20 protein-coding genes are annotated in these 26,530 nt (G+C 45.2%); 7 read left to right on the top strand and 13 right to left on the bottom strand.

Annotated elements, in window-relative coordinates; genetic code table 11:
- Positions 1-306 precede the first annotated feature (306 nt).
- Positions 307-3,561: a DEAD/DEAH box helicase gene (locus NYR53_RS12865; protein ID WP_261305536.1), complete on the top strand. Its 3,255-nt coding sequence runs from the start codon at positions 307-309 to the stop codon at positions 3,559-3,561.
- Positions 3,562-3,632: 71 nt separating this feature from the next.
- Here NYR53_RS12865 and NYR53_RS12860 read toward each other — a convergent pair whose 3' ends face one another.
- Entirely contained in the window at positions 3,633-5,618 is a 1,986-nt protein-coding gene (locus NYR53_RS12860) for an SH3 domain-containing protein (RefSeq protein ID WP_261305535.1), read from the bottom strand.
- Between the two features lie 204 nt (positions 5,619-5,822).
- On the opposite strand from NYR53_RS12860, the gene greA reads away from it, so the two are divergent.
- Positions 5,823-6,293, top strand: coding sequence for a transcription elongation factor GreA (gene greA, locus NYR53_RS12855; protein ID WP_261305534.1), 471 nt, complete (start codon positions 5,823-5,825; stop codon positions 6,291-6,293).
- A gap of 105 nt (positions 6,294-6,398) precedes the next feature.
- On the opposite strand, the gene murI is transcribed toward greA, so the two are convergent.
- From murI to NYR53_RS12815, 8 genes are all read right to left on the bottom strand, one after another.
- Positions 6,399-7,169, bottom strand: a complete 771-nt coding sequence (murI, locus tag NYR53_RS12850) for a glutamate racemase (protein WP_261305533.1) — start codon at positions 7,167-7,169, stop codon at positions 6,399-6,401.
- A 30-nt stretch (positions 7,170-7,199) separates the two neighbouring features.
- Positions 7,200-7,979, bottom strand: a complete 780-nt coding sequence (locus tag NYR53_RS12845) for a Cof-type HAD-IIB family hydrolase (RefSeq protein WP_261306351.1) — start codon at positions 7,977-7,979, stop codon at positions 7,200-7,202.
- Positions 7,980-8,096: 117 nt separating this feature from the next.
- Positions 8,097-8,627, bottom strand: a complete 531-nt coding sequence (locus tag NYR53_RS12840) for an ATP-dependent Clp protease proteolytic subunit (RefSeq protein ID WP_261305532.1) — start codon at positions 8,625-8,627, stop codon at positions 8,097-8,099.
- 162 nt (positions 8,628-8,789) lie between these two features.
- A complete protein-coding gene (locus NYR53_RS12835; RefSeq protein WP_261305531.1) occupies positions 8,790-10,817 on the bottom strand; it encodes a methyl-accepting chemotaxis protein in 2,028 nt (675 codons plus the stop codon).
- A gap of 229 nt (positions 10,818-11,046) precedes the next feature.
- Positions 11,047-13,074, bottom strand: a complete 2,028-nt coding sequence (locus NYR53_RS12830) for an MASE4 domain-containing protein (RefSeq protein ID WP_261305530.1) — start codon at positions 13,072-13,074, stop codon at positions 11,047-11,049.
- 88 nt (positions 13,075-13,162) lie between these two features.
- Complete coding sequence (locus NYR53_RS12825) at positions 13,163-13,480, bottom strand: MGMT family protein (protein WP_261305529.1); 318 nt, start codon at positions 13,478-13,480, stop codon at positions 13,163-13,165.
- Positions 13,477-14,556 carry a lactonase family protein gene (locus tag NYR53_RS12820; protein ID WP_437180147.1) on the bottom strand — a complete coding sequence of 360 codons (1,080 nt, stop codon included), beginning with the start codon at positions 14,554-14,556 and terminating at the stop codon, positions 13,477-13,479. Before NYR53_RS12820 ends, NYR53_RS12825 begins: the two co-directional genes overlap by 4 nt.
- Positions 14,557-14,635: 79 nt before the next feature.
- Positions 14,636-15,247 (bottom strand): TetR/AcrR family transcriptional regulator, encoded by a 612-nt coding sequence (locus NYR53_RS12815; RefSeq protein ID WP_261306350.1) that lies wholly within the window; start codon positions 15,245-15,247, stop codon positions 14,636-14,638.
- Positions 15,248-15,393: 146 nt separating this feature from the next.
- On the opposite strand from NYR53_RS12815, the gene NYR53_RS12810 reads away from it, so the two are divergent.
- Together NYR53_RS12810 and NYR53_RS12805 are read left to right on the top strand one after the other, a co-directional pair.
- Positions 15,394-16,284, top strand: coding sequence for an ABC transporter ATP-binding protein (locus tag NYR53_RS12810; RefSeq protein WP_261305527.1), 891 nt, complete (start codon positions 15,394-15,396; stop codon positions 16,282-16,284).
- On the top strand, positions 16,281-17,093 hold the full coding sequence (locus tag NYR53_RS12805; RefSeq protein ID WP_261305526.1) for an ABC transporter permease subunit: 813 nt from the start codon (positions 16,281-16,283) through the stop codon (positions 17,091-17,093). Before NYR53_RS12810 ends, NYR53_RS12805 begins: the two co-directional genes overlap by 4 nt.
- Before the next feature lie 347 nt (positions 17,094-17,440).
- Here NYR53_RS12805 and pruA read toward each other — a convergent pair whose 3' ends face one another.
- Together pruA and NYR53_RS12795 are read right to left on the bottom strand one after the other, a co-directional pair.
- Positions 17,441-19,009: an L-glutamate gamma-semialdehyde dehydrogenase gene (gene pruA / locus NYR53_RS12800; protein ID WP_261305525.1), complete on the bottom strand. Its 1,569-nt coding sequence runs from the start codon at positions 19,007-19,009 to the stop codon at positions 17,441-17,443.
- 34 nt (positions 19,010-19,043) lie between these two features.
- Entirely contained in the window at positions 19,044-19,958 is a 915-nt protein-coding gene (locus tag NYR53_RS12795; protein WP_261305524.1) for a proline dehydrogenase family protein, read from the bottom strand.
- 227 nt (positions 19,959-20,185) lie between these two features.
- Between NYR53_RS12795 and NYR53_RS12790 the strand changes: the two genes are divergently transcribed.
- Both NYR53_RS12790 and chrA read left to right on the top strand, forming a co-directional pair.
- Positions 20,186-21,904, top strand: a complete 1,719-nt coding sequence (locus NYR53_RS12790) for a sigma-54 interaction domain-containing protein (protein WP_261305523.1) — start codon at positions 20,186-20,188, stop codon at positions 21,902-21,904.
- A gap of 142 nt (positions 21,905-22,046) precedes the next feature.
- Positions 22,047-23,273, top strand: coding sequence for a chromate efflux transporter (chrA, locus tag NYR53_RS12785; protein ID WP_437180179.1), 1,227 nt, complete (start codon positions 22,047-22,049; stop codon positions 23,271-23,273).
- 200 nt (positions 23,274-23,473) lie between these two features.
- On the opposite strand, the gene NYR53_RS12780 is transcribed toward chrA, so the two are convergent.
- Positions 23,474-24,280: an MBL fold metallo-hydrolase gene (locus NYR53_RS12780; RefSeq protein ID WP_261305521.1), complete on the bottom strand. Its 807-nt coding sequence runs from the start codon at positions 24,278-24,280 to the stop codon at positions 23,474-23,476.
- A gap of 5 nt (positions 24,281-24,285) precedes the next feature.
- Positions 24,286-25,188: an SMP-30/gluconolactonase/LRE family protein gene (locus NYR53_RS12775; RefSeq protein WP_261305520.1), complete on the bottom strand. Its 903-nt coding sequence runs from the start codon at positions 25,186-25,188 to the stop codon at positions 24,286-24,288.
- 167 nt (positions 25,189-25,355) lie between these two features.
- Between NYR53_RS12775 and NYR53_RS12770 the strand changes: the two genes are divergently transcribed.
- Complete coding sequence (locus tag NYR53_RS12770) at positions 25,356-26,507, top strand: MFS transporter (RefSeq protein WP_261305519.1); 1,152 nt, start codon at positions 25,356-25,358, stop codon at positions 26,505-26,507.
- Positions 26,508-26,530 lie beyond the last annotated feature (23 nt).

Below are 26,530 nucleotides of genomic sequence, written 5' to 3'. Positions count from 1 at the left end.
AAAGCATTGTCTATCTATTAATATACACGCATCAAACCGTTTGGTAATATAGGGAAGAAACCAATAGAATTAGGATCGTGGGGGACGCGTCCTCCCTAGGAAGACCATTGTCAAATTGTTTGGCTCTGCCATAAGGAAATCGATGACAGCCCAATAAACCATGCAGTCCATTCTCCTTTTGGAATTGGGCTTCATTTTTTTCATCATGTGTATACTTGATTTTCCCGAGAACGAATGTTTGCTATAATGATTTCAACCCATAGCAATTCCGGAATAACGATGTTTCAAAAGGAAGGATTTCAGGTAATGAGTTTTCAGTTAACAGATGGAGTCATTAAGTCATTGTGCGGCCGGTTTTCTTATGAAAAAGGAGAAGCTTACTACCGTGAACGACAAGTAACTTTCCTAAATCAAGATCCTGAAACACCGCTCTATGAAGCCACGGTCGAAGGATACAAAGGCACTTACCTAGTGACCGTTGAAGACGATACAAACGGGGATGTTATTGCCCATTGCACATGTCCTGCGTATGATCCGGACGATACGTACTGCGAGCATATCGCTGCCGTGCTGCTGAATATTCATGCTATTCAGCATGAATCTCGAGTTGTCGGAACAACAGCCCGACATTTTGGAACGCTAGATGGAGATCATAGATTGACGAGCCATATACTGGATTTGTTCGGGAACAAACCGCAGCGTCCAAGCCGTTCACAGCCTCTTTTCGATACTAGAGCTGTTCTAGAGCTGGAATTTACTTGCAAACCGTTCCAATACGGCTATCGGAAGTTCATGTTCGGGATTGAGATGAAGGTCGGTCCTAAACGTCTGTATATTGTCCAACGATTAAGAGATTTTCTTGATCATATTGAGCGGAAAGAAGCCTATATATTTTCAAAGCATTTCACCTACGACCCTAAGCTCCATAGTTTTCAAAAAGAAGATGATGCGGTCATTCGGCAGCTCATCGAAATCTATCGCAATGAGCAGATGTACCATGAGACTTCAACTAAGTTCTCCGCTCATGCGAATCATTTGAGTGGTGATCGGATGCTGCTGATCCCTCCTTTCTCATGGACAACTTTTCTTCCTGCGCTTACCGAGGCTTCGACTGTTAAACTTGAGCAGGATAACCGCATATTCGATGGAATTCGTGTATCCGATGAACCGATCCCGCTTCACTTTGAGTTTGACCAAACGGAAGCCGAAGGCTTCCAATTGGATGTCCAAGGTCTGGATAAGATCACGGTTATGGAATCGTATGGCGTTGTCCTTTCCGAAGGAAAGCTGCTGCACCTCCAAGCTGAACCGTGCAAGCGTCTTTCGGAGCTCAAGCAAATGCTCGAAAACTCCAGCAAGCACCAAATTCAGATTCCACTTGCGCAAATGGAACCTTTTATGGAAAAAGTGATTCCTGGCCTGATGAAGCTAGGCAGTGTCCATATCGCTGGGGCCATTTCCGACCGCATTATGCGAACGCCGTTAAAGGCTAAGTTGTATTTGGACCGAGTGAAAGATCGATTGCTTGCCGGTCTGGAGTTTCAATATGGCGATATTGTCATTAACCCGCTGGAAGGTAATGAACAGCGGCGCGGAACCGACCGCATTCTCATGCGAGACGGAGATCAGGAGCGACGAATTCTGGAGCTTATGGAGCAAAGTCCCTTCGCTAAGACGGAGGGGGGATATTTCATGGATAGCGAAGACGAGGAATACGAATTTCTGTACCACGTCGTTCCGCAATTGGAGAAGCTGGTAACTGTTTATGCCACGTCTGCCGTGAAAACAAGACTTCTCACCGGACATGTCCCGAATGTCAAAGTTGATGTTGATGAACGAACAGATTGGCTTGAATTCAAGTTCGATATAGATGGCATTCCTGAATCGGAAATCCGCAAGCTGTTGAAATCCCTAGGGGAGAAACGCAAATACCACCGGCTGCCAGATGGTGCGCTGCTGCCGCTCGAAAGCGCGGAGTTTCAAGAAATTGTTCGCGTCATGAACGAAATGGGCATTACCAAGGAGGACGTCAAAGCAGCCGAGATCCGCCTCCCATTAATCCGCGGGCTCATCTTAATGGATTCCGAGAGGCAAGGAAATTCGGTTACGCTGGGCAGATCATTCCGCCAGTTACTAGAAAACATGCGGAATCCGGATAATCTGGATTTCACTGTGCCGGCCAGTCTGGAATCTGTTCTTCGGGATTACCAGAAGTATGGCTTCCAATGGCTGAAGACGATGGCCCACTACAATTTCGGCGGCATCTTGGCAGACGATATGGGCCTTGGTAAAACCATTCAAAGCATTTCTTTTATTGTTTCTGTCCTGCCCGAGATCAGAAAGCAGGCGCTGCCGGCGATCATCGTTGCTCCCGCTTCTCTCATTTACAATTGGCTCAATGAGCTGAAGAAATTCGCGCCTGAGATTCGGGCCGTCATTGCCGATGGAAGCAGAGAAGAACGCAGCAAGATTATGAAACATGCGTCACAAGTGGATGTCATTATAACCTCTTACCCGCTTCTGCGCAGAGATATCGACCTGTATACGAAGCAATCCTATCATACGCTCATTCTGGATGAGGCGCAGGTGTTCAAGAACCACACCACACAGACGGCCCAAGCGGTGAAGGAAATTCAGGCTGAGTACCGTTTTGCTCTTACAGGAACTCCAGTAGAGAATAGACTTGAAGAACTTTGGTCCATCTTTGACGCGGTGTTCCCTCAGTTATTCCCAGGGAGAAGGGCATTCAATGACTTATCCAGTGAAAGTGTTGCCAAGCGGGTACGTCCGTTTCTGCTGCGCAGGTTGAAGACCGACGTTCTGAAGGAACTGCCGGAGAAAATCGAGTCGCTGCAAACTTCCGAGCTGCTGCCGGAGCAGAAGAAGCTGTATGTCGCCTACTTGGCTGAACTACAACAGGAAACACTGAAGCATCTGAACAAAGACAGCTTTAATAAACATCGGATCAAAATTCTGGCTGGCTTGACCCGACTTCGCCAGCTTTGCTGCCATCCATCTCTGTTCGTTGAAGATTATGCAGGAAGCTCAGCCAAATTCGAGCAGCTCATGCAGATTATCGAAGAATGCAGAAGTGCCGGCAAGCGGGTGCTGATATTCTCGCAATTTACAGCGATGCTGGGAATGATCGGGCGAGACCTTGGTTATCAGGGAGTGCCGTTTTTCTACTTGGACGGTAAAACCCCAACTGCCGAGCGTGTAGAGCTGTGCAATAAATTTAATGAAGGCGAGCGAGACCTGTTCCTCATCTCATTAAAAGCCGGCGGTACTGGACTTAACCTTACCGGAGCCGACACCGTTATTCTCTACGACCTATGGTGGAACCCTGCAGTGGAACAGCAAGCAGCCGACCGTGCTCATCGTATTGGGCAGAAGAAGGTTGTGCAGGTGATCCGCCTTGTTGCACAAGGCACCGTAGAAGATAAAATGTACGAACTCCAACAGAAAAAGAAGAACCTGATTGATGAAGTGATCCAGCCGGGACAGGAAGCATTGTCCGCCTTGACCGAGCAGGAGATTCGGGAGATTTTGATGATCGGATAATGAAATGGGAAAAAGAAGGGCTTCCTCCAAGATCATTGTAAAATGATAAAGGTAGCCCTTCTTTCGTTGGGTTACTTAACTACGATTTCAACGTTATGCTTCCAAATGATCCTTTCCCCGATACGAATGACGACACTAACTTGGTGTGTTCCGTTCGAAAGCGGTCGGGAAGCCTTTAAACTAAACAACGTGACTGGCGCAACACTAGCATCAGGATTGTTAACGATCCCATTGATTTGGGTAAGATGTCCTTCTCCGCCATGGTCTCCGTTCTCCTCAATGAACATCTGAAGCGGCATCTGATTAGACTTATAATCTTCTCGACTGGTCCAATCATCAACAAAAGCTTGTAACTCTAGTCGGCCCTTTGCCGCACTGGTTGGGAGCTCCCCTAACCTTACTTGATACATTTTCTCGAACAGGCTGTATTCGTTCCCAGCAACTACCTGCGTTAATCCAAAAAGGGCCTGAACGTCTTTCAAATTCAGATACCAGCTATCGCGGGTATGACGCGGCATCTCTGCTAATTGAACACTTTTATCCTTAGTACCGTGCCAATTCAATGTCGCATTGCCCAAATCAGCCTGCAGCACAAAGGAATATTCGCCCTTACTCAATGAGATTGCATTCGTATTCGGTACCTTTTCAACTTTGTACTGAAAATATTCGGCAAGCTGGATGACATCCAAATAAGATTGATTATTTTCCGTATACCCGATTCGCTGACCATTGGAAAGCTGTAATCCACCATTCGCGGCAGGTGCAATTCCTAAACTATTCATGTTCATTCTTGAAATATGAAATATCGTATTCGCATCTTCATCCCATATGTTGTCCTGACTATAATTCCAGAAGGGAATCCATCCGGATCGACTATCGACCTGAACTTTCAACCACAACCCACCGTTTGGTCCATTCCATGCCTCTGTAGCCTCCACGGTCTGATCACGCAGCAATAATGTCGACGTGCTGAACGGTATTTCCGGGTAGCGAAACAGCTCCTTTTGATCATTAACCTTTACTTTCCAATGAACGGGTAGCGATGATTCCGGCTCTCCGAACAGTTTGTTTATCCATCCCGTACCTTTCGATGAACGAACATGGTACCAAGTGCTGTTGTTCCAAATCGAATAAGGACCTCTACCGCTCTCCAATCGCTCATCGATCTTCTCAAAAGCGGTTACCGTCTCACCTTTTATCACAGCATCTTCTTTCTTGTAACCATCCCAAACATCATGAATAAGCGGCGTTTCACGCGCAATCGCAACCGTTTCATTCGCACTCAGAATAGTGACTCCCTTTTCGCGTGTCCATGTGGTCCCTTGATCCGTTTGAACTTCGAATGCACGATCATAGATAGTTGTGAACTCCCTTGTGATCGTGTAATCGCCTGCCTTGGAGTTTGACCAATCTTGCTGCTGCTCGCCAACCCCCATGGCAGTACCGAGATCACTATTGGCAGGTAGTCCGTAATAATGTGCTTTTCGCTGCACCTTTTGTACAGTCCCTATTTGATTGACGGGTATATGTGCCCAAAGATCACCTAACCAGGTGGTGTGCACCTTAATCCAGGCTTTACTGCTGGGATCGTTCGTATAGAACCACTGTTTTTCGGCCGCAACAACCTCAACCTCTTGTGCAGATAAGGAAGCCACAGATCCGCCTTTGGTGCTTTGACTGCGATATAGCGGAGTTTCTTCCAAAAGTGTAATTCGCTTGGGCGGCTCCATGCCGATTTCCCATGGATTTGGTCTGATCCAACGCGGCCCGAACATTGTCTCAATCTTCCAGGTAGCTTTACCTATCGACCAAGAGCTTTCAACCGTGAGGACATTTACCTCCTGTGGTGCAAAAGTACCTTCCGGCTCATCATCGGGCTGATTAGGATCTGAATAATAAGGTGTGTCAGCCAAAAGCTCGATCGTGGCAGGGAACCTAATCCCTTCTGGCGCGTAGGAGCCGCCATAGATGGTTTCAGCTTTCGTCCGATGCGCCAAACTGCCCAATCCTAGTCCTGCAGCTAGGATCGTGATAGCGAAAATCTTCCTTTTAATCATCTGGAACAATCACATCCTGACTTAAATGAATTAGGGAAATCTTACCATTTATTAGACGCCTGCCATAGCCATAAAGTTGCTTACACCTACACCAGCTTATGAAAAAAGCACAAACTAGACAGTTCCCTTGTCTTACTTACTTTACTTGCCTCCGTTACTTTAGTAGTATAACTAGTATCGAATACATGAGGAGCTGCAAAAAATATGTCCAATGATGAAATTATTCTAACTCCAGAAGGATTACGCAGTTTAGAATTAGAGCTTGAAGATCTCAAAACCGTCAAACGCAAAGAGCTAGCCAGCCGTATTAAAACAGCGATTAGCTATGGTGATCTCAAGGAGAACAGTGAATATCATTCTGCCAAAGAAGAACAGGGTTTTATGGAAACCAGAATTTTGACGATCGAAAGAATGCTGAAGGTGGCTAAAGTTGTTAAGAATATCGGCACATCCACAGTTCAAGTTGGCTCTACTGTTGTCCTCAATGATGTCGAGTTCGCTGAGAAAATCGAGTATAAAATCGTCGGTACGCAAGAAGCCAATGTAAATGAAAATAAAATCTCCTACGAAAGTCCACTTGGCGTTTCCCTCATGGGTAAGTCGGTTGGTGATTTGATTAGTGTGAATGCTCCTATGGGTGTCATTAACTATGAACTGCTTGAAATCAGAGCGTAACTCTGACAGCCCTAAAACAAAAAGAATGAGGTGGCAAGGTTATCCTTTCCATCTCATTCTTTTATTTTCTGTCGATGATAAGTGCGGACATTCCCTCAGCAAATTCTAATGACCTCGAATGATCTCCAAGGCCTTTTCCATCTTCTGCATGTAGGCTTTATCCTCGTTAGAACACATGAATTTGACGTCAGACTGCCCCACGCCTGGCAATTCGTTTCGTTCACTAAGCAGCTGTATCAACCGGTTCACTGTGCCCGCGCTTCCATCAACAATTTGGATATGACTTGGTAATATTTTTCTTAGAACGCCCCTATAAAAAGGGTAATGCGTACATCCTAGAACAACCGTCCCATACATCCTCAAGTCGAAGGGCTCCAGCTTGGCATGAAAATAATCAGTGACTTGTTGACTCTCCACATTCAATTGTTCACAGAATTCAACCAATTCCGGCAGCGGCACCGAATCCACCATACCCATATCATCCATACGAGAGACTAACTCTCTATATTTCGATTGCTTGAGTGTTAATGGCGTAGCGAAAACGAGCACTCTTTTACCAGATGAACGATTCATTTCGAGGGCTGGCTTTACCGCGGGTTCCATGCCAATAATCGGTATCTCATAGGTTTTTCTTAACTCCGTAATGGCTATACTGGTTGCTGTGTTGCAAGCAATGACGAGGGCTTTAACCTCTTCTTTGATAATCATGTCTACGGATTTTTTGACAAAAGCAAGAACCTCGTCCTTCGATTTCGTCCCGTAGGGAACATGAAGGGTATCCGCAAAATATAGAAAATCTTCATGAGGCAATTGCTTCATGGCTTCGTGTAAAACAGTAATTCCGCCAATCCCTGAATCAAAAAAAGCTATTCTCATTTTCTTCACCCTGTATGTATTGTTTCTTTTCTATAGCAATCCTGCAGTAATAAGTCCGTTTCGAATGCCATCTTCATCCACATGTGTCGTTACATGATCGGCATAAGGAAGTAAGTCTTTGTGCGAGTTCCCCATTGCGATACCAAATCCAACATACGAAAGCATCTCCATATCATTTAACCCATCTCCGAAAGCGACAGCATCTTCCGGCTTCAATCCAACAAGCTCCAAAAGCGCGGCAATTCCTTGTGCTTTCGAACCACCAGCAGGTAATACGTCTATCGCATGCTGGTGCCAGCGAATCAGCTTAAATTCCGATTGCAGTTCCTCGTACAAATGCTCATCTGTGTCTTCAATATGCAGGAAAATTTGATAAATGTCGTTTGTTTTCCAGAAATCCGGGTCATACGCCGGCAAATCAACCTTCAATGAGGAAACCGATCCAACAACAAAAGGATGGTCTTCGGTATCCGTGAAGAAGTTGTGCTCCCCTTCAAATACGAGGGAATGCTTATGCTTAGCCGCCAATTTGACTAATGCTTCTATGCTGCTCTTTGCGATAATCCGCCTGTAGAGCGGTTCACCACGGTAAACGGCATAACCGCCGTTCAAGCAAACATAGGAATCAATTCCAAGCTGTTCAGCCAAAGGTTTGATGAAGTAAGGAGCTCTTCCTGTTGCAATGACCGGTTCGATCCCTTGCTGCTTTAATTGTTGAATAGCTATGATCGTACTGGCAGGAACTTGTTTTTCTTCGTTAACTAATGTGCCGTCAATATCAAAAAATACAATTTTGTACACGGTATGGATCTCCTTTTCGTTAGGGGGCAGCACGGCTGCTCCTCATCTCTCTATCTTTCAATTAAACACCAAAAGCAGAGAAAAAACAAAGAAAAAGAGAATCCCTCAGGCTTCTCTCCGCCATGTTTATACAATTTCATCAATAATCCCAAATGATAAGGCCTCATCTGGACTCAGATACCAATTTCGTTGATTCTCCTGAACATGATGCAGCTCGTCTGTATGCAGCTTCGTTTTCGATAAGATATACTCATCATAAATGTTTTGCAGCCTTTGTGTTTCATCCACACGATTCTTCAAGTGTTCCAAATGACCGTCGATATGTGTTGATACCGAGTGATACATGAATGTACTGAGTCGGCCAGCGTACCTCTTGTGACCACTAACGGCGATTAGTAAGCTCATGCTGGCAGCAAGTCCATACACGTGTGTATGCACCGGCGTTTTACTGTTTTCAATCACATTAATCAATCCTAGACCATCATAGACACTCCCCCCATTACTATTAATAATTAAGTCGATGGGCAGACGCTTGAAGTCTTTTTCTTTCTTATCCTTGTCATCATCATATTGATTAATTCTCATGATTTGCTCGATTATGATTTTCACAGAGCTTTTATTAATGCCATCGAATAGATATAAGGTCCTGTCATTCATAGCATGCCTCCTGTCCAAATGGCCTACTGATACGTTAGTCTATTCTCGTTTTATAGACTTTGTAACTCTTTTCCCTTCTTTTTCTGGATTTTTGGGCAAAAAACAAAGGCCAACCCGTTTCTGGTTGACCTCTCTGCATCTATGCCAAGCTTTTATAAAAAATTAACGAGTTTTGAATCTAGCAAGCGATTCTTGCAGTTCTTGCGCCATATTGCTTAAATCTTCTGCTGAGGCAGATATCTCCTCCATGGTCGCGTGCTGCTTCTTCGACCCTTCAGAAATACCTTGTCCGTGGTCACAAGAAGCTTTGGTCATGTGCACAATTTCGCTCATGGACGCCGTTACTTCCTGAGTTCCTGCCGACATTTCCTGAGAGGCTGCCGAGACTTCCTGAATTTGGTCAGAAATTTCTTGGAATGTCGCGGTAACGCGATTAAAGACCTGCCCTGCTGCATCAATTAGCTCGGACCCTTTCTCTACGTCCAGCACTCCTTTATTCATTGCTTGTACGGCTCTTGACGTCGAGGACTGTACTTCCCGAATCAAACTCGAAATATCTGCTGCAGAGGATGACGACTGTTCAGCCAGCTTCTTGACTTCGTTCGCTACCACTGCAAAACCGCGTCCTTGTTCGCCGGCGCGTGCAGCCTCAATAGAAGCGTTGAGGGAAAGCAGCTGGGTTTGGCTTGTAATTTCAGTAATAACAGATACAATTTCACCGATTTTTTGTGAGTACGATTCAAGTGCTCTCATATCATCCGCCGATTTCCCGACGGATTCATTTATGAACTTCATCTGTTCGACAGCCTGATTGATTGCAACGCGTCCTTGTTGAACTTCCAACAGCGAAGCATGAGATGCTTCTGTCACGACCGACGAAGATTCAGCAATCCTTTGTACCCCAATAGCCATTTCCCCCATCGCGGTAGATGTCTGCTCCGCTCCTTGCAGTTGGCCTTTACTTGCATTGAACACTTCTTGAATCGATTCGGATATCGTAGTAGCAACGTCGACCGATTCCGCAGCGCAAGCCGTAAGCTCCTCTGACGAAGCGCCTAACTGTTCCGCGGTGTATCTAGCTTTTCCAACAATGTCTGAGAAAGAATCGAGCATAAGATTCATGTTATCAGCAAGTTGTCCGAGCTCATCACTTCGCTTGATAGCAAGACGTGGAGTTAAGTCGCCATCAGCCATCTTTTTCACGGCTTCCGTAATAGCAATAACTGGTTTCGTTGTTTTCGTCGAGACAACCAGTGCGAAAGCCGCTACTACGATAGTCGTGATCACAGTCAGCCAGATCGATACTTGATTGGCTGTTTTTACCGAGCTATAGACTTCCGCATTGACTAAATTCGTAACCAAGCGCCAACCCGTAGAAGGAATTGTATCATAGCTAATTTCTATAGCGACCCCATCATCGCTTGTAAATTGAAATGTTCCTTTCTCTTCTTTCAAAACAGTCTCTTTAATCTTAGCTGCTTCCGACGGCGTAAATACATCGTCCATTTTTTTGCCTACTTTACCCGCGTCAGGATGGGTTAAGAGCATTCCGGTAGGAGATATTAAATATCCGTAGCCTGTCTGGCCCATTTTTATCGTCTTTGTGTAGACGGAGAGATTATCCGTTGTTAGTGGACAGAACAACCCGCCGATATAGTTTTGCTTATCATCCAGCAGCGGGACAAAGACAATGATGACATTTTTACCTGAAGCTTTACTAACGAGCAAATCACTACTCACAGGCAGCTTCGTCTGCTTGGCTTGCTTAACGTAATCGCGTTCGCCTATAGGAATCTTTTGCCCTGCTGAAGTAAGCGCAATATCGTCTTTATTTGCATAAACATACTGTTCAACTTCTTTGTTGGCTTGTTCAAATTTCTTAAGTGTCTTCATAATTTCTTGTTCATTGCCACTTTTGATCTCATCAAACTTTTGCATTTCTTTCAAAATCGCTATGTGACGCTGGATAGAATAATCAATGGCTGTTACATTGGCTTTAACGACACTCTCTTCCTTAGAGTGAACTTCACCTGTCACGACTTTATTCAAATAATAAGAAGAAAAAATAATACTAAACAGCATCGGAACAAGTGCGATAACGAGAAGCATGGCCGTCATTCTTGCTTTAAACGACTTAAATGATACCTTTCTTACCCATCCTTTTACATGTACAGTTTTCTGTGGCTTCATTCCTTATTACTCCTCCTTTGTCAGACAAGTCCCCCACTTGTACAGCCGTGGAATCTTACCTTTCTGTTGAAAAAACTGACTAGTAATTAACATTTGATCATTAATCTTTTCTGTGAATTCGATGAATTTTGACAAATCCCTCTATAATTCGACATTAACGATATCAGATTAAACGAAAAAACATGCCCATCCGCAAGCTTTTCGCGGTTTGAACATGTTTTTCACCCGACTATTCGGCATCAATTTCAACTAACTGAACAATAAAGATGGAGCCTTTGCCCAGCTCCGTATCAACAACCACTTTCCCATGATGGGCTTCAATGATCTCCTTGACTATAGATAACCCTAGACCCGTACCTCCGATTTTCCTGCGATCCGAATTATCAACACGATAAAACCTCGTAAATAGTTTGTCCAAAGCCTCGGCTGGAATGCCCAGACCGTAATCTTGGATCTTAATTAACACTTTTCCGTTATCGGTTTCCACATAAATATCAATTTTCGTCGCACCCGGCGAATACTTAATCGCATTGGAGATCAAATTATGGAAAACTTGCTTTAAACGATCTTCATCCCCTTGGATAAAAATACGCTCGGTTGCTGCATGCAGTTCAGCTTCATGATTGTCTTTCCCCTGCCACTGCTCAACGATTTCGCGGAGTAAGAGGACAGCGTCCAAAGATTGGAAATGAAACTCTTGCCTGCCCGAATCCAACCGCTGCAAATCAAGAAAATCGTTAATCAAATTCGATAGCCGCAAGGATTCCTTATGAATCGTTTCGATATATTTGGCGCGCTTCTCTTCCGTGACTGCACGTGTTGCCAGGATTTCAATAAAGCCAACAATCGAGGATAGCGGAGTCCGAATTTCATGAGAAATAATGCTGACAAACTCATTTTTCAACTCATCAATTCGCTCTTCTTCCGTACGATCTCTGAATCCGACCAGATGTCCCCTGAACGTCCCTTCCATTTCACCTGAAATGGGGTTGACATAGCATTCATAGTGCCTTGTTTCACCTATCGACGTCAATCTAGCTATTCGCTTACGAAAAGGCGGGATCGTTTGACCGAAATAAGCATCGATAATCTCCCCAAAAGCAGTGTCTGAGGTTTTCATTCCAAGACAATAGCTAGACAACCGTTCTCCGCTTTCAAGTGGACGTTCAAAAAAATGTTCCACGCGGCGATTCGTAAAGATGACCCGTCCTTCTGTATCACACATGATAATTGCTTCATGGCTGGATTCAAGCATCCGCTCAATAATATCGCTTTGTTCTGAAATCTTTCTCTCCGCCTGCTGGCTTTCACCAAGCAGCACCTTATATTTATTTTTACTCTCCTTCACCTGCTGGAAGAGCTCTGTCATACTCAGATACATTTTGGTAAACTCATAAATCATCCCCGCAAGCACTATATTTGCACATACAAAGCTGTTCCACCTTGCCACATACCATCCCACACTAAAGCGCCCGCCGCCACAAAGAATAATCGCCACATCAAGCATGGAAGCCAGTATGGCTACGCATAGCCAGGTCGAAGTGACCGTACTCGCTTTGGTTCTTTTGTAATAGACAATTAGTGTAAGTAAAGTAATGAAGACTATGGGCAGCCCAAGACCATATATAAACAAAGGAGTTAGCTTACCTTGATACAGCACGATCGGCAGTTGATTTTTGAAATGCGTGGTGATGTAAGTCAATCCTGTGATTAGTAAAACGACACCTATCAGGGTGTACAGACCTAATCTCTTAGCCTTGAGAGCACTATAATGAACATTCACAAATTTCGATTCCATCATCATATAGAGGGCAATCGCTAGAGGAAAACCTGCGTGCAAGAACACGTATAGCCAAACCGAAGTTTGCGTTCCAGCATGGAACAAGCCACTTTCGGTGAAAACACGAGGAAACGTGAGGATATAAACCAAATTCATACCGCCGGAGAACAGATACGCTGCAAACAGGACGAGTACCGCCGGTGATCGATTGATTTTGAATTGACTATAAATCACGTAGGCTGTAATTAGTTCAAAACAAATTATGGTAGAAAAAATAGCCGGCTGATAGGCCTGCAGCTCAACCAACTGTATCCTTACAAACGGCACAGAAAGCAGTGAAATCAACGTAACAATAGCTCCAATCATAAAAGCAAACCGCCGCTGTGAAGGATTTGACTGCATCGTTACTAAATTATATATCGCTCCTGGTAAAGCTTGCTCTTGATTCATAGAAACCTCCGCGAATTGATCTTTCATTTACCCTGATTCGACAAAGTTTAGCACACTTCCTCCTTGCAAAAAAGCCTCACTTCCAGTTGCAAGAAGTGAGGCTTCCTATGTACATTCATGCATCTTCTTGCATTTGATACTGATAGTGCTCAAGGGAAATATACCGCTGATCCGTAATAATGACACCTTCAGCTTGCAGCAAAAAACTTTGCATATGAGATCCTTCGTCATCCATGATCGCTATCTCTCCCTTTGCGTTAATGACTCTGTGCCAAGGAAGACGATGTTTCTTGCTCATTGCATGCAAAATTCGTACGACTTGACGAGCCGCTCTCGGGCTTCCAGCATGCCTGGCAATCTGACCATAGGTCATGACTTTGCCCTCGGGGATACACCGAATAATGTGAATAACTCGCTCCGTGAAATGTGTCATTCTACATTAGCAAACTTGATGCAAACAGGTTTAGACACATTTAGCACACTTCCGGTTGGAATGAGCTTCCCCGATTGAGTGTCCCGAGAGAATGATACAATATGATCCGAATCTTTGTTAGCTACTAGCACAAATTGTCCATCCGGCGATATCGCAAAATTACGCGGGTGCTTCCCTAACGTAGGCGCGTGTTCCACGACTGTTAACTTACCAGTTGCTGCATCGATGGCATACACAACTATACTATCGTGTCCGCGGTTAGATCCATATAGAAACTTTCCATCAGGTGAAACATGAATATCCGCGCAGGCATTTTCCCCATCATAAGACAACGGGAGTGTGGAAATCGTCTGGATTTCCGTCAGCTCTCCTCGTTCTTCCTCATAGCTGAATGCCGTAACGGTGGAGCCAAGTTCATTAATAACATAGCCAAAGGCATAGGACGGGTGGAAAGCAAAATGCCGCGGACCTGAACCAGGAGTTACTTGCACTTCATTGTGAGGAATAAACCTTTTAGCAGGGATATCCAGCTTGTACATAATGATCTTATCCAAACCTAGATCACAGACTCCCGCATAACGGTTTGCTCGATCTAAGAAAACGGAATGAGCACGAGGTCTATCCTGAACCGATAGGACGCTTGCACCCTGATGCTGCTGAATATCAGCCGTTGTACCCAAACGGCCATCCGCTAGCACAGGAGACAAGCCTACCATACCCCTGTGATAACTAGCTACCATCACTACTTGGTTTGTATGATCTAATGTAATGTGGCACGTCGTTGCTGGCAGCGTGATCTCGTTGTTCAGAAACGTTAATTCTCCTGCAGCTGTATCAACATCATAAGAAGATGCCGCTCCGCACCGCTGCTGATTCTCGTCAAGCCCCTCTGATAAAGCATATAGTTTCCAATTCGTCGCATCCACTGTCAAGAACGTTGGGTTTTGCAAACCATCTACTTGATGGGTGACTTCCAAGCTTCCATTCTCTTCATTGTATCGGCAGGAGTATACCCCAGGATTATTCGAATCCGCATAAGAACCTATAAAAGCTAACGTTTTTTTCTTCTTTTCCAAAAATGTCACACTCCCATTCTTCTGCTATTCCTATCAGCATTATCTCAAATCAACTTCTATGGAGCAACAAAACTTAAACTTATGTAGGAACCTTCGGTTGAGGCGTGCTGGCGATCCCATAGAAAAACAAATGCACCATTTCCTCGATCAACGTGTCCAAATCCCCATGCTTTTCGGCATAATCCAACATCGTGTCCGCCTGGCTCGTCAACATTTGCATATACATCATGATGGTGGAAGTAGAAAGCGCCGCGGTGATTTCCCCATTTTTCTTGCCGTCTTCAATGAGCTGAATGACAAGTGGAACACCTTTGGCCATATATTCCTCTTTGAGAAAGCGCGTCATTTCCGGATCGTCGTGCCATATCTGCTTCATGACCTCCAGACTGAACGTTCTGGACGATTTCTTCTTCTGGAAAACGATGTACTCGATTTTCTCCTTCAGTGAGTGATCGCCGGAGAGAAACTCCCCAAATTCTTTCAACGCCGTCCGTGCGTAATCTTTGAACACTTCCACCACTAAAGCTTCCTTGCTGCCGAAATAATTGTAGATGGTTACCTGCGATACGCCAGCCGCTTCAGCGATGTCGGTGATCCGCAGTTTTCTAGGATCGGACGTTTTCAGCATTTTCAAGGTTGCGTGCATGATTTTTTCTTTTTTTTGCTGGGCTCTTTTTTCGTAGCCGTTCATTCGGATCACCCGTTTTTTGGAATAATGAAATTATAGCACAAATATATTTCAAAAGTATTGACGACGTGAACATTCAGGAGTAACATAAGTTTTGAAATTAACATCAATAAATATTTCATAACTTTCATATTTGGAGGTGGCCGCGCATGTTGACTGTTCAGCAGCTGACCAAAACATTCCCGAACGGGAAAGGGATATTTGACGTATCGTTTTCGGTCAAAAAAGGAGAGGTGTTCGGATTTCTGGGTCCGAACGGAGCCGGCAAATCCACAACAATTCGGCATATCATGGGATTCATGAAACCGGAAAAAGGCTCGGTTAAGGTTGGCGGACTGGATACCTGGGCTAAACAGGGGACCGTCCAGCGGTATATCGGTTATTTACCCGGAGAGATCGCATTTATTGAGGGTATGACCGGGCGAACGTTTCTGGATTTTATGGCGGAAATGCAAGGGTCGAAACATTCGGCGCGACGTGAGGAGCTGATCGACCGCTTCCAGTTCGATGTCAGAACCCCTATCCGCAAAATGTCCAAAGGAATGAAGCAGAAGGTTGGCATCGTCGCCGCTTTCATGCATCAGCCGGAGGTGATCATCCTGGATGAACCGACTTCGGGACTGGATCCTCTCATGCAGAAGGTGTTTATCGATCTGGTGCTGGAGGAGAAAGCCAGGGGCACAACGTTCCTGATGTCGTCCCACAGCTTTCCCGAGATTGAGCGGACATGCGACCGCGCGGCAATTATTAAGGACGGAGTCATCCTTACCGTCAAAGATATCCACGAGCTGCAGTCGATGCAGCGAAAGTTATTTGAAGTGACATTCGAACGTACGGAGGATGCGGAAGCATTCGTACGGACTTCCGGCGTAACCGTCGAATCGCGCGAAGGCAATCGAGTGCGGGTGGCTGTGCAGGGTGAGTACGCTCGATTCCTCTCGGAGACGTCTAAATACCTTGTCCGAAACCTGGATGTATTCACGCAAAGTCTCGAAGACGTGTTCATGAACTATTACGACCGGAAGGGGACCTTACAATGAATTCCGCTCTCTATAAACACATGATGAAGATTCATATCAAAGGGATGATGAACTATGCGTTCGGATCTGCCTTCTATATCCTGCTCATGTTCTGGCTGTTCCCGAGCTTCGCAGGAAATAATGCGGCCCTAGACGAGTTGATCAAGTCCTTGCCGCCCGGCATGACCAATGCGTTCAACTTGGGCAGCGGCTTCGGCACCGTGGAGGCATTCATCTCTGGCGAATATTACGGACTTCTGCTCGTACTGATCGTATCGATTTTTTGCATCATGTTCTCCACGCAGCTGATGGCGAAGCTGGTTGACCAAGGCTCAATGGCGTATTTGCTGGCGACTCCCACCACTCGCGGAAAAGTGGCGATGACGCAGGCAGCTGTTTTTGTAACTGGGCTTTTGTCCATCATGGCGGTTACGACATTATGCGGGTTTGCGGGATATGCCTTGTTTATCGGTGATTTGAGCGACTTTCACGGAGCGGCATACCTTCGTATGAACCTGGCGGCATTACTGTTGTTCTTCGCGGTTGGCGGAATCGCCTTTCTCGTCTCTTCTTTAGCCAACGACGAGAAAAAGGCTCTCGGAATATCGGCTGTGCTTACCTTCGGGTTTTTCAGTCTGGATTTTATCGGCAAACTAAGCGAAAAGATCAACTGGATGCGCAACCTGTCTTACTTCTCGTTATATGATCCGAGCGGCATTATCGGTGGACAGACGGAAACCGGGCTTGCCTGGTCGGTATTGATTGTGATTGGGCTCGTGACCTTTGCGGCGGGAATTGCGTTGTTTCGTAAGCGTGATTTGCCTTTGTAAGCAGAAAAACCTCACTTCTGCGATCTTCTTCCATGACGTGACGCCTCTCAACTTCCCCCCTCCAAGGTGGAGTGGCACGATGTTATCATTTTCCACTATACTAGAGATATTCAAACAAGCTGGTCGTGAAGCACACGCCGCTTTCATCTATGTTCGTAAGGAGTCATCTCCTCGTGAACTTTGGTGAAAGCGGCGTTTTGTTTTAGCCAACAATCGCAAAGAAAGTAGGACTAATGATGATGAAATTTGAGCAAGCATTCGAAAATTTGGGAACCGCACCTAAATGAGACGCTCCATATACAAAAAAAGAAGGCTAGACTCTTCGTCCGCCCTCTTTCTGCCAACCATTATATTTTGCGAGATGTCAGCTTCGCTTGTGTGAGAAGCATGAGGTAGTCGTAACCGCCTGCTTTGGAATCCGTTCCCGACATATTGAAGCCGCCAAAAGGATGTACGCCCACTAATGCGCCTGTGCATTTGCGATTAATGTACAAGTTACCGCAGTGAACAGTGTCTAATGCCTCAGAAATCCGCTCCTCATTCGTGGAGAAGTATGACCCCGTCAAACCAAATTCCGTATCATTGTACATCGCGATGGCTTCTTTCCAATCCTTCGCTTTAGCGATAGCCAAGACAGGTCCGAAAATCTCTTCCTGCATAACACGCGCTTTGCCGCTTACATCACCGAACACAGTCGGTTGAATGTAATAGCCGTTTCCATCGGCCTTACCGCCACCCGCGAGCAGCGTTCCTTCTTTTTTACCAATTTCAATGTAATCTAAAATTCTGTCATAAGAAGTTTTATCAATAACCGGCCCTGCTGCGAAATTGTGCTCGGGCAGGCCGCTTTGCAGTTGGTTCGTCAGAGCAACTACTTTGTCTACAACTACGTCGTAAACAGATTCAACAATGATAGCACGTGAACCCGCCGAGCACTTCTGGCCTTGGAAGCCGAAAGCAGAAGCCACAATAGCAGCGGCAGCCGCGGCCAGATCCGCTGTTTCGTCCACGACTATACCATCTTTGCCGCCCATTTCAGCAATCACACGCTTGATCCAAATTTGACCAGGCGCCACGTCAGCGGCCAACTTGTTGATGCGCAAACCGATCTCTTTGGAGCCGGTAAAGCTAATGAATCGAGTCTTAGGATGAGTCGTCAAGTAGTCTCCTACTTCCGCACCGCTTCCTGGAATGAAATTAATTACACCAGCGGGAAGTCCAACTTCCTCCATAAGAGCTACGAATTTGTGAGCAATAACAGGCGTTGTTGAAGCTGGTTTCAATAACACGGTATTACCAGAAACAACCGCTGCAATCGTCATACCTACACAAATCGCTAGTGGAAAATTCCATGGCGGGATGATAACACCGACACCTAGTGGGATATAGCTAATTTGGTTGTTTTCACCGGGAATTTTGGCTAATGGCTGCGTCTCGTTGATTTGGCTCAAACGAATCATTTCGCGTGCATAGAACTCGATGAAATCAATCGCTTCTGCGGTATCTACATCCGCTTCTACGTAATTTTTGCCAGACTCCAAAATCATCAACGCTGAGAATTCATGCTTACGATCACGCATTAACGCAGCAGCTTTAAATAAATACTCCGCACGCTCTCTTGCCGGAACCTTCTTCCAAACTTCGAAAGTTTCAAGGGCAACATTCATCGCTTTTTCAGCAAGCTTCTGGTCTGCTTTGCTTACATATCCAATGATTTCATCTACATTCCCCGGGTTAATCGATGTGATTTTAGCCTCTGTTACTACTTTCTCAGTACCGATATATAACGGATATTCGCGCCCTAGCTCACTTTTCACTTTGGCAATAGCAGCCTGCATCGCCTTCACATTTTCCTCTAAACCAAAATTAGTAAAAGGTTCATTTGCAAAAGGACTAACTTTCGTAAATGTATTCATAGTATTGCTCCTCTCCGAATGGGAAACTTGGGTGTTATTTAAACATATTTTTCAGAACAAACCAGACATTCGCTGGGCGCTCTGCTAACCTTCTCATGAAATATCCGAACCAATCTACACCGTAAGGGACATAGATACGAACCCGATATCCTTCTTTCACTAATTGCTTTTGCAAATCTTCACAAATCCCATAAAGCATCTGGAATTCAAACTGATCGATAGAAATAAGATTTGACCTTGTAAATTCTTTCGTAAAATGAATGATCGCCTCATCATGGCTCGCAATAGCTGTATAATGACCGTTCAACAGATGTTTTCGAATGATTTTTTTATAATTTTCATCAACTGCGCTTTTTTCTGGAAAAGCAACTTCCGGAGATTCCTTATAAGCACCTTTCACAAGGCGCAGATTGGCTCCGATTGCATGTAAATCATCCATATCCTGCATGGTGCGGAACAAATAAGCTTGAATGACGATTCCTACGTTGTCATACTCTTGTCGAAGCTCTCTGTAGATATCAAGGGAGATTTGACAATGCGCATAGTCCTCCATATCAATTCGCACGAAATTTCCATGCTGGCGCGCACAATCAAGAATACGTTTCATGTTGTTAACACAAAGCTCTCTGCTGATATCTAGCCCCAGTGAAGTCATTTTAAGCGAAAGATTGGATTTGACGCCTGAACTGGCAATCGCATCTAGCGTTTGAATACACATGTCTGCTGACTCCAACGCTTCTTCTTCACTAAAGACGAACTCACCCAAATGGTCCAGGGTCGCTACGCGGCCATCTTGGTTGAGTCCGCGCACAGCTTCGATGGATTGCTGGATGGTTTCTCCTGCTACGAAACGCGCTGCACCAAAGCGTAAACCATACTTTTTGGCTAATCGATTCGCTGTGCGGCTTTTACCTAAAGATTGAAACATATTTTTCAGGATGAGTTCCATTTGTTATTCCTCCAAAGGAATTATACAATAGTGTTTAAATTAATAAATATATTATACACTTCATTTTAAAATTTGAACACTATTTGTTTATGTGTGTATTTTCCATTACTTTGAACAGGTATTAGTCCTTTACCTTTATCATACTCACTATCTTGGCTTCCTGTGTTGAATCTCCCTTGCTTTCATGGTAAATTTAAAGCAAATAAATGGTACAAACGAGGTTAATTATGTTCATTAATGAACACTTTCCGTTGAACAACCCTATGATCACACTCCCTGTTGAAACAACACTCGAAGAGCTATCTTCCTATCTAAACAAAGGAACGGCGGTTATCGCTCATTGGCAAGACGAAATATGTTTATTTACACCGGAAGATGCAAGCCTTATGACGGCCTTTTCCGCTAGAAACATCCAAGAATTAGCAGAAAGCAGCACATACTTTGTATCCGCGATTATTTCTGTAGACGACAACACTCCTTTGTCACGTGTGCATCAACGAACAAATCGACCGGTCCTTTTCAAAGCTAAGGATGGGGCCATCAAGGGATACTCCGTTTTATCCACGTATCTCAATTTCGCCATTTCCGAGCTGCAAAAGTGGTCTGCCTATTTCAATGCACTCGCAGATACCGTCACCGATGCTGTCACAGTCGTCGATCGAGCCGGCGCTGTGATTTGTTGGAATACCGTCGCTGAGGAACTCTATCATCTTCCGGCCGCAGATATTTTAGGCAAACGCATTGGCGAACATTTTGATATCGAAACATTGATGGTCTTGAAAATTTTGGACGAAGGCCGGATGATTCGGAATACCTACCACCGTCCACGGCCGGACACCCACGTCCTTATTAATGCGTCACCGATCAGAGATGCTCAGGGGCATATCATCGGAGGCATTGCAACCGAGCAGGATATCACGCAATTGGTACGATTGAATGAACAATTAACAACCGTCGATTCCTTCGGACTCCCACATAAAGACCAGGCTGAAGATCTCTTTACCTTAATCAAAGGAAAAGGACCTGCGATCGGTAAAGTCATCCAATGGGCCAAGAAGGTGGCAGCAACAGAAACACCCGTCCTCCTGATTGGAGAATCGGGTGTTGGCAAAGAACAGCTTGCTCATATTATCCATCAGTCGAGTTCGAGATCCGAGCAGCCTTTCTTGACCATCAATTGCGGCATCGTTCCCGCAGGTTTATTGGAGGCCGAATTATTTGGCTATCAAGGTGGCGCCTTCACCGGAAGTGATAGTGGACAAGCTGGTAAGTTGGAGCTAGCCAAAGATGGCACTTTGTTTATTAATGAAATCGAGAAGCTTCCATTAGAGCTTCAAGCAAAGCTTTACCTTTACATTACACAGCAAACGATCGTTCGCTCTGGGGGAAGTCAACCGATCAGCGTGCGTACCCGAATCATTATCGCAACTACACAAGATTTAGCCAGCAAGCTAGCCAATCAAGAATTCCGCTCGGATCTGTACTATGCGCTCAATGTGATTTCCATTCGAATTCCGCCTTTACGGGATAGAACCGAAGACATTCCAGCGATGGTCCACATGTATCTCAAGCAGTTTTCACTGCAATACCAGAAGCCGGTTCCTGCACTTTCTCCAGAGGTCATATTGGCTTTGTCCAACTATTCATGGCCTGGGAACATCCAAGAATTGAAAAATGTCATCGAGCGGTGCATTATTCTTAGTGATGAAGACCTGATCAGTCTAGAGCATTTGCCAGCCGCTTTACAGGAGCAGCAACCCAGTCTGGCTTCTTCAGAAGCAGATGCCGCGATTTTGTTAAAAGCGAAGGTATCCGATGAGGAAGAAATCCATCTGATCGAAGACGCTTTGGCCAAAACAGCAGGCAATAAAAGCGCGGCAGCCAAACTGCTCGGCATCTCCCGCGGTACCCTGTACAACAAGATGAAGGAATATCAGCTGGAGTGAGAAAAGGATCATGATTTCTACACAAGTAGAGTTCATGATCCTTTTATATGTGCAAGGAGTAATCGGATGGTCCGCATTACTGTTTTATTTGTGTTAATCGGTAGAATCGCGTTGCAATTTCCGATACACTTAAATGATTAAGATGTTCATCAAACGTTATTGGGGAGGAAATAGGTTGGACACCGCTGCAAAACCACAGCAAAGTAAACGAAGAGCATTGCTTGAAGTATTCCTCGTATCCACAAAATTAGGATTAACATCCTTCGGTGGGCCCATTGCCCATCTAGGCTACTTTCACAACGAGTATATCCAGAAACGTAAATGGATGGATGAGAAAAGTTACGCCGATCTCGTTGCGCTATGCCAGTTTCTCCCTGGCCCCGCCAGCAGCCAAGTAGGTGTTGGTATCGGTACAATCCGGGCCGGATTGTTGGGAGGCGCAGCTGCTTGGCTAGGATTTACGTTACCTTCTATTATCCTCTTACTCCTCTTTTCCCTGCTGATGAAATCCATGGATGTCAGCAGCACAGGCTGGATTCACGGCCTCAAAATCGTCGCCGTTGCCATCGTCGCACAAGCCGTTCTCAGCATGGGAAAAAAGTTAGCATCCGATAAAAGCACGGCCTCCTTAGCTATTGCGGCAGCTTCAGTAACCTTGCTATGGCAAACGGTCTATAGCCAAGTTGTTATTATAGCACTCGCCGGACTCATCGGACTATTTGCCTTCAAAAGCTTTTCGAACCCAGAAAACAGTTCTATTCAAGTGCATGTTCATCGTTCTGTTGCGATTTTTTGCTTGGTCTTGTATGCGCTTCTGCTCTTGCTGCTTCCAATTATCAGCGGTTTATGGCACTCGCAGCTTTTCTCCCTTTTCGACTCGTTTTATCGGGTAGGTTCCTTGGTATTCGGCGGCGGCCATGTCATTCTCCCTCTTTTGGAACGAGAAGTTGTCCCGCAAGGTTGGGTAAGTAAAGAGGCCTTCCTAGCTGGCTATGGGGCTACGCAGGCAGTTCCTGGTCCGCTTTTTACATTTGGCACGTATTTGGGCGCTATGTTTGCCGGATTCAGAGGGGCTCTAGTGGGAACATTAGCTATCTTCCTGCCTGCTTATCTCCTGATAATTGGCGCATTACCTTTTTGGAATTCATTACGAACAAATGTCAAAATTCAGAGTGCCTTCGTAGGCATTAATGCGGCCGTTGTCGGAATCCTGCTCGCGGCACTTTATAACCCGTTATGGACAACCGCTATTATTCGTCCTTATGATTTTGCATTGGTTATCGTGTTATTTGGCCTGCTGGTGTTCTGGAAATTACCACCGTGGTGCATCGTCCTCTTAGGGGCTGTTGCGGGTGAGGTTTTTTTATAAGTAATGAAATGGTCCTCTGAAAATGTTTAGTGGAGACGATGAATTTCATCGTTACAGTTTGTGGAGCTCGTAATTGCGACTCCGTAGCGATGAAAAACATCTTTATAGTCAGAGTCTAGGCCTGAAACCTCAATTCTCCGATTATTTCTCCTTTGACTTTTGGTAGGCTCAATAACTCTCCCCTCGTAGCCAAACCTTCACTACCTCACATATACAAGCGTCTCACCCGGTTGAAAAATATGAAATTTCTGTCCAGGATGCTTCTGAAATAAACGATCCACGAAGGGAGCGATCCCTTCACTATTGTTGGCATACATATCGAAGTGCACGGGCACAACGATGTCGAACTTCAGGTGAGCCGCTAAGTCTGCCGCTTCAAGAGCGTTCATGTTGCCAACGACTCCGAGGCGATTACGGAAAATGTCCCTTCCGTTAATCGGCAGAAAACCTACATCAACGGTGAAGCCGGACAGCGCCTCGACTAACTCCTCCGTCAGTAGCGTATCCCCTGCATGATAAATGCACAAGTCATCCCATTGTAAAACGTAGCCTAAGTAGTGATCCCAGCCTTCACTATCTCGTACCCGCTCCTCGTGCCAAGCCGGAATAGGGTGAATCATCAGATCAGCGCCGTATGTAAACGCCTCCTGGGTCCCAAGTGCATGCAGCCGCTCTGCCGAGATGCCGATCGCCATAAGCCCAGGCAAACACGACTTCGGAGCGCCAAACTGACAGTTGGGAGATGCCACAGCGATGGCCCGCAGCGTATCTGGATCCATGTGGTCCATATGCTCATGCGTACAAAGCACGAGATCCAAATCCGTTAGTGTTTCTGGCTTCATAGGAGGCGCATACCTCCGCATCCAAAAACCCTCAGGAAACCCAGAAAGCTGATCAACGGAATCCGTCAAATAAGGATCGATCGCGATAGCGGTACCGTTTTTACGCAGAATAACGCCGACCTGACCGATATACTGAATCGTTAAATTACTGTTCTCTACTGACATAGACCCTACCCTTTCCGTTCCTCATGCTGTACTCCGAATGAATGCGTCTTCGTGCCTTTTACACCTGGCTTTACCGCAAAAATCCCTCCAGCATGCGGCTGATCCCCCACTTGATCTTCTTGAACACCCTTGCGGGCTGTCGTAACGTACAAGGTGTCTAGTTCGTCTCCTCCGAAAATACAGGAGGTTACTTTAGCTGCGGGAATGGCAATGCTGTCTATCTTTTGACCTGTTTTAGGATTCCAACGAGAAACCTGCCAGCCATCCCAATGGGCGATCCACAGATTGCCTTCTTCATCGATCGTCATCCCGTCAGGGAACCCTTGTTCATTCCGAAAATCGATCAATATTCTCGGATTGCTAATTTCCCCTTTATCCGCCTCATGATCAAAAGCGAGCACTAACTTTTTCATAGAATCGATATAGTACATTTCTTTCTCATCTAAGCTCCAAGCGATCCCATTGGAAACGCCTACTCCCTCGTAAACCTTGCGATAACTGTGGTCGGTTTCTAGCACATAGAGTGATCCTGTTGCCTCTTTTTCGATAATCTCCATGGTGCCCGCCCAGAATCGTCCCTTAGCATCACATTTCCCATCGTTAAACCGATTTTCAGGTAAATGAGATTCTGGATCAACAAGAGGCGTAAGCTTATTCTGCTGCATCTGGTACATTTGGAAGCCAGATTGTGTCGCTAACACAACCTCATTTTCACCGGCGCAGACCACTGCACCGACATATTCTCCAATGGGAAAATCTTCGTTTAGCCCTGTTTCAGGATCAAACCTGCCAAATTTCTTTCCTATAATATCAACCCAATACAACAAACGCTGTTCCGCATTCCAGCACGGGCCTTCAGCCAGTGTGGCTTTGGCATCAAGAACCAGTCGTACGATTGGTGATCCCATTATGCATCAACTCCTCTCTCTAATTGTAAACCGTCCTCGCAGAGATTGGAAGTTTCTACCGTCTCTGAAAAATTCGCCTTATTTACTTTGGATTCTTTACCATGACATGTTAGAATGTAGTTTTACAGCATCATTGTACTAATTTATCTGGGAAGGTTAAGGTCATCATGAATTCTTCAAATTTATTGCGTTCGTTTAACTTTTTGTATTTTGCACTTCTGGCCATGTTTGTTTCATTCCTTCCCGTCTATTTAGATGCGCAAGGGCTTCTAGCTACGAAGATTGGTCTCATCATAGGAACGGGAGGCTTCATTGCCATCTTCTCGCAACCTTTATGGGGGATGATCAGTGATCGAACGAAGACCATTAAGAAAGTTATGTTACTCCTCTTAGGATGTTCAACCATTGTGGGGTACTTGTTATACGCCTCATCCAGCTTTATTGTGCTTCTTCTTTTTACGATGCTTATGTACTTTTTCTTAATGCCTCTTGATCCCCTGACAGAAAGTCTAAATTTCCAAACAGCGGAGGTTAACGGGGTAAGCTACGGTTCCATCCGAACCTTCGGAGCTGTTGGTTATGCGGTCATGTCCTTGGCCGTTGGTTATACCACTCAATATTTCGGAATCAATAGTTTGGCGTTCTTGTTCGCTGCAATAGGCATTATTAGCATTCTAATCTGCTTGCCATTGCCGGATGCGCCGGTAACTGGGAAACCGATCTCTTTAAAAACTCTGCGACAATTCCTAGGAAATAGGGAAACCATTTGGTTTATGTTACTTATCTTTATTGTTGCCGTGCCGCAGCGGATCAACGATACTTTTCTTGGCGTCTATATTCGAAAATTAGGCGGAACCCCCGACATGGTCGGATTAGCCTGGTTTCTAGCAGCAGGAAGCGAAATTCTCGTATTCGCACTAAGCTTTTGGTGGCTTCGCAAAGGAAAAGAATTAGCAATCATTTCTTTTGCTGCAGTGTTTTATTTCATCCGCTTTTTTCTATCCGCGTGGGTGACGGATCCTCATATTCTCGTTTATCTTCAGCTGCTGCAAACCTTCACGTTCCCCATATTTTATTCAGCTGCTATCCAATATTTATACCGTATTGTTCCTGAAGAATGGCGTGCAACGGGACAGACTGTGCTTGCAATCCTTTTCTTTGGCGTATCGGGTATTGTCGCTTCCTATTTGGGTGGCTGGTTCTACGAAAGCTTTGGCGGGAAACAATTATATCTATGGATTTCAGGAATGTCCTTTGCAGGTTTACTGTTTAGTTTCGTTCTAAATGCAGTCTATGGAAAACGGAAGCTGGTATCCTAGGCATTTTCTGATAGAATGGAAAC

It is taken from the genome of Paenibacillus andongensis (assembly GCF_025369935.1).
In the GTDB taxonomy this organism is placed as follows: domain Bacteria; phylum Bacillota; class Bacilli; order Paenibacillales; family NBRC-103111; genus Paenibacillus_E; species Paenibacillus_E andongensis.
The sequence above is the reverse complement of the archived record's forward strand: the minus strand, read 5'-3'. Positions and strand labels throughout refer to the sequence as shown.

What these genes read in the sequence shown, in the direction of transcription:
- NYR53_RS12865 (WP_261305536.1), top strand. Translation starts at nt 307, where the DNA reads ATGAGTTTTCAGTTAACAGATGGAGTCATTAAGTCATTGTGCGGCCGG.
- NYR53_RS12860 (WP_261305535.1), bottom strand. Translation starts at nt 5,618, where the DNA reads ATGATTAAAAGGAAGATTTTCGCTATCACGATCCTAGCTGCAGGACTA.
- greA (WP_261305534.1), top strand. Translation starts at nt 5,823, where the DNA reads ATGTCCAATGATGAAATTATTCTAACTCCAGAAGGATTACGCAGTTTA.
- murI (WP_261305533.1), bottom strand. Translation starts at nt 7,169, where the DNA reads ATGAGAATAGCTTTTTTTGATTCAGGGATTGGCGGAATTACTGTTTTA.
- NYR53_RS12840 (WP_261305532.1), bottom strand. Translation starts at nt 8,627, where the DNA reads ATGAATGACAGGACCTTATATCTATTCGATGGCATTAATAAAAGCTCT.
- NYR53_RS12835 (WP_261305531.1), bottom strand. Translation starts at nt 10,817, where the DNA reads ATGAAGCCACAGAAAACTGTACATGTAAAAGGATGGGTAAGAAAGGTA.
- NYR53_RS12830 (WP_261305530.1), bottom strand. Translation starts at nt 13,074, where the DNA reads ATGAAAGATCAATTCGCGGAGGTTTCTATGAATCAAGAGCAAGCTTTA.
- NYR53_RS12825 (WP_261305529.1), bottom strand. Translation starts at nt 13,480, where the DNA reads ATGACACATTTCACGGAGCGAGTTATTCACATTATTCGGTGTATCCCC.
- NYR53_RS12815 (WP_261306350.1), bottom strand. Translation starts at nt 15,247, where the DNA reads ATGAACGGCTACGAAAAAAGAGCCCAGCAAAAAAAAGAAAAAATCATG.
- NYR53_RS12810 (WP_261305527.1), top strand. Translation starts at nt 15,394, where the DNA reads ATGTTGACTGTTCAGCAGCTGACCAAAACATTCCCGAACGGGAAAGGG.
- NYR53_RS12805 (WP_261305526.1), top strand. Translation starts at nt 16,281, where the DNA reads ATGAATTCCGCTCTCTATAAACACATGATGAAGATTCATATCAAAGGG.
- pruA (WP_261305525.1), bottom strand. Translation starts at nt 19,009, where the DNA reads ATGAATACATTTACGAAAGTTAGTCCTTTTGCAAATGAACCTTTTACT.
- NYR53_RS12795 (WP_261305524.1), bottom strand. Translation starts at nt 19,958, where the DNA reads ATGGAACTCATCCTGAAAAATATGTTTCAATCTTTAGGTAAAAGCCGC.
- NYR53_RS12790 (WP_261305523.1), top strand. Translation starts at nt 20,186, where the DNA reads ATGTTCATTAATGAACACTTTCCGTTGAACAACCCTATGATCACACTC.
- chrA (WP_437180179.1), top strand. Translation starts at nt 22,047, where the DNA reads ATGTTCATCAAACGTTATTGGGGAGGAAATAGGTTGGACACCGCTGCA.
- NYR53_RS12780 (WP_261305521.1), bottom strand. Translation starts at nt 24,280, where the DNA reads ATGTCAGTAGAGAACAGTAATTTAACGATTCAGTATATCGGTCAGGTC.
- NYR53_RS12775 (WP_261305520.1), bottom strand. Translation starts at nt 25,188, where the DNA reads ATGGGATCACCAATCGTACGACTGGTTCTTGATGCCAAAGCCACACTG.
- NYR53_RS12770 (WP_261305519.1), top strand. Translation starts at nt 25,356, where the DNA reads ATGAATTCTTCAAATTTATTGCGTTCGTTTAACTTTTTGTATTTTGCA.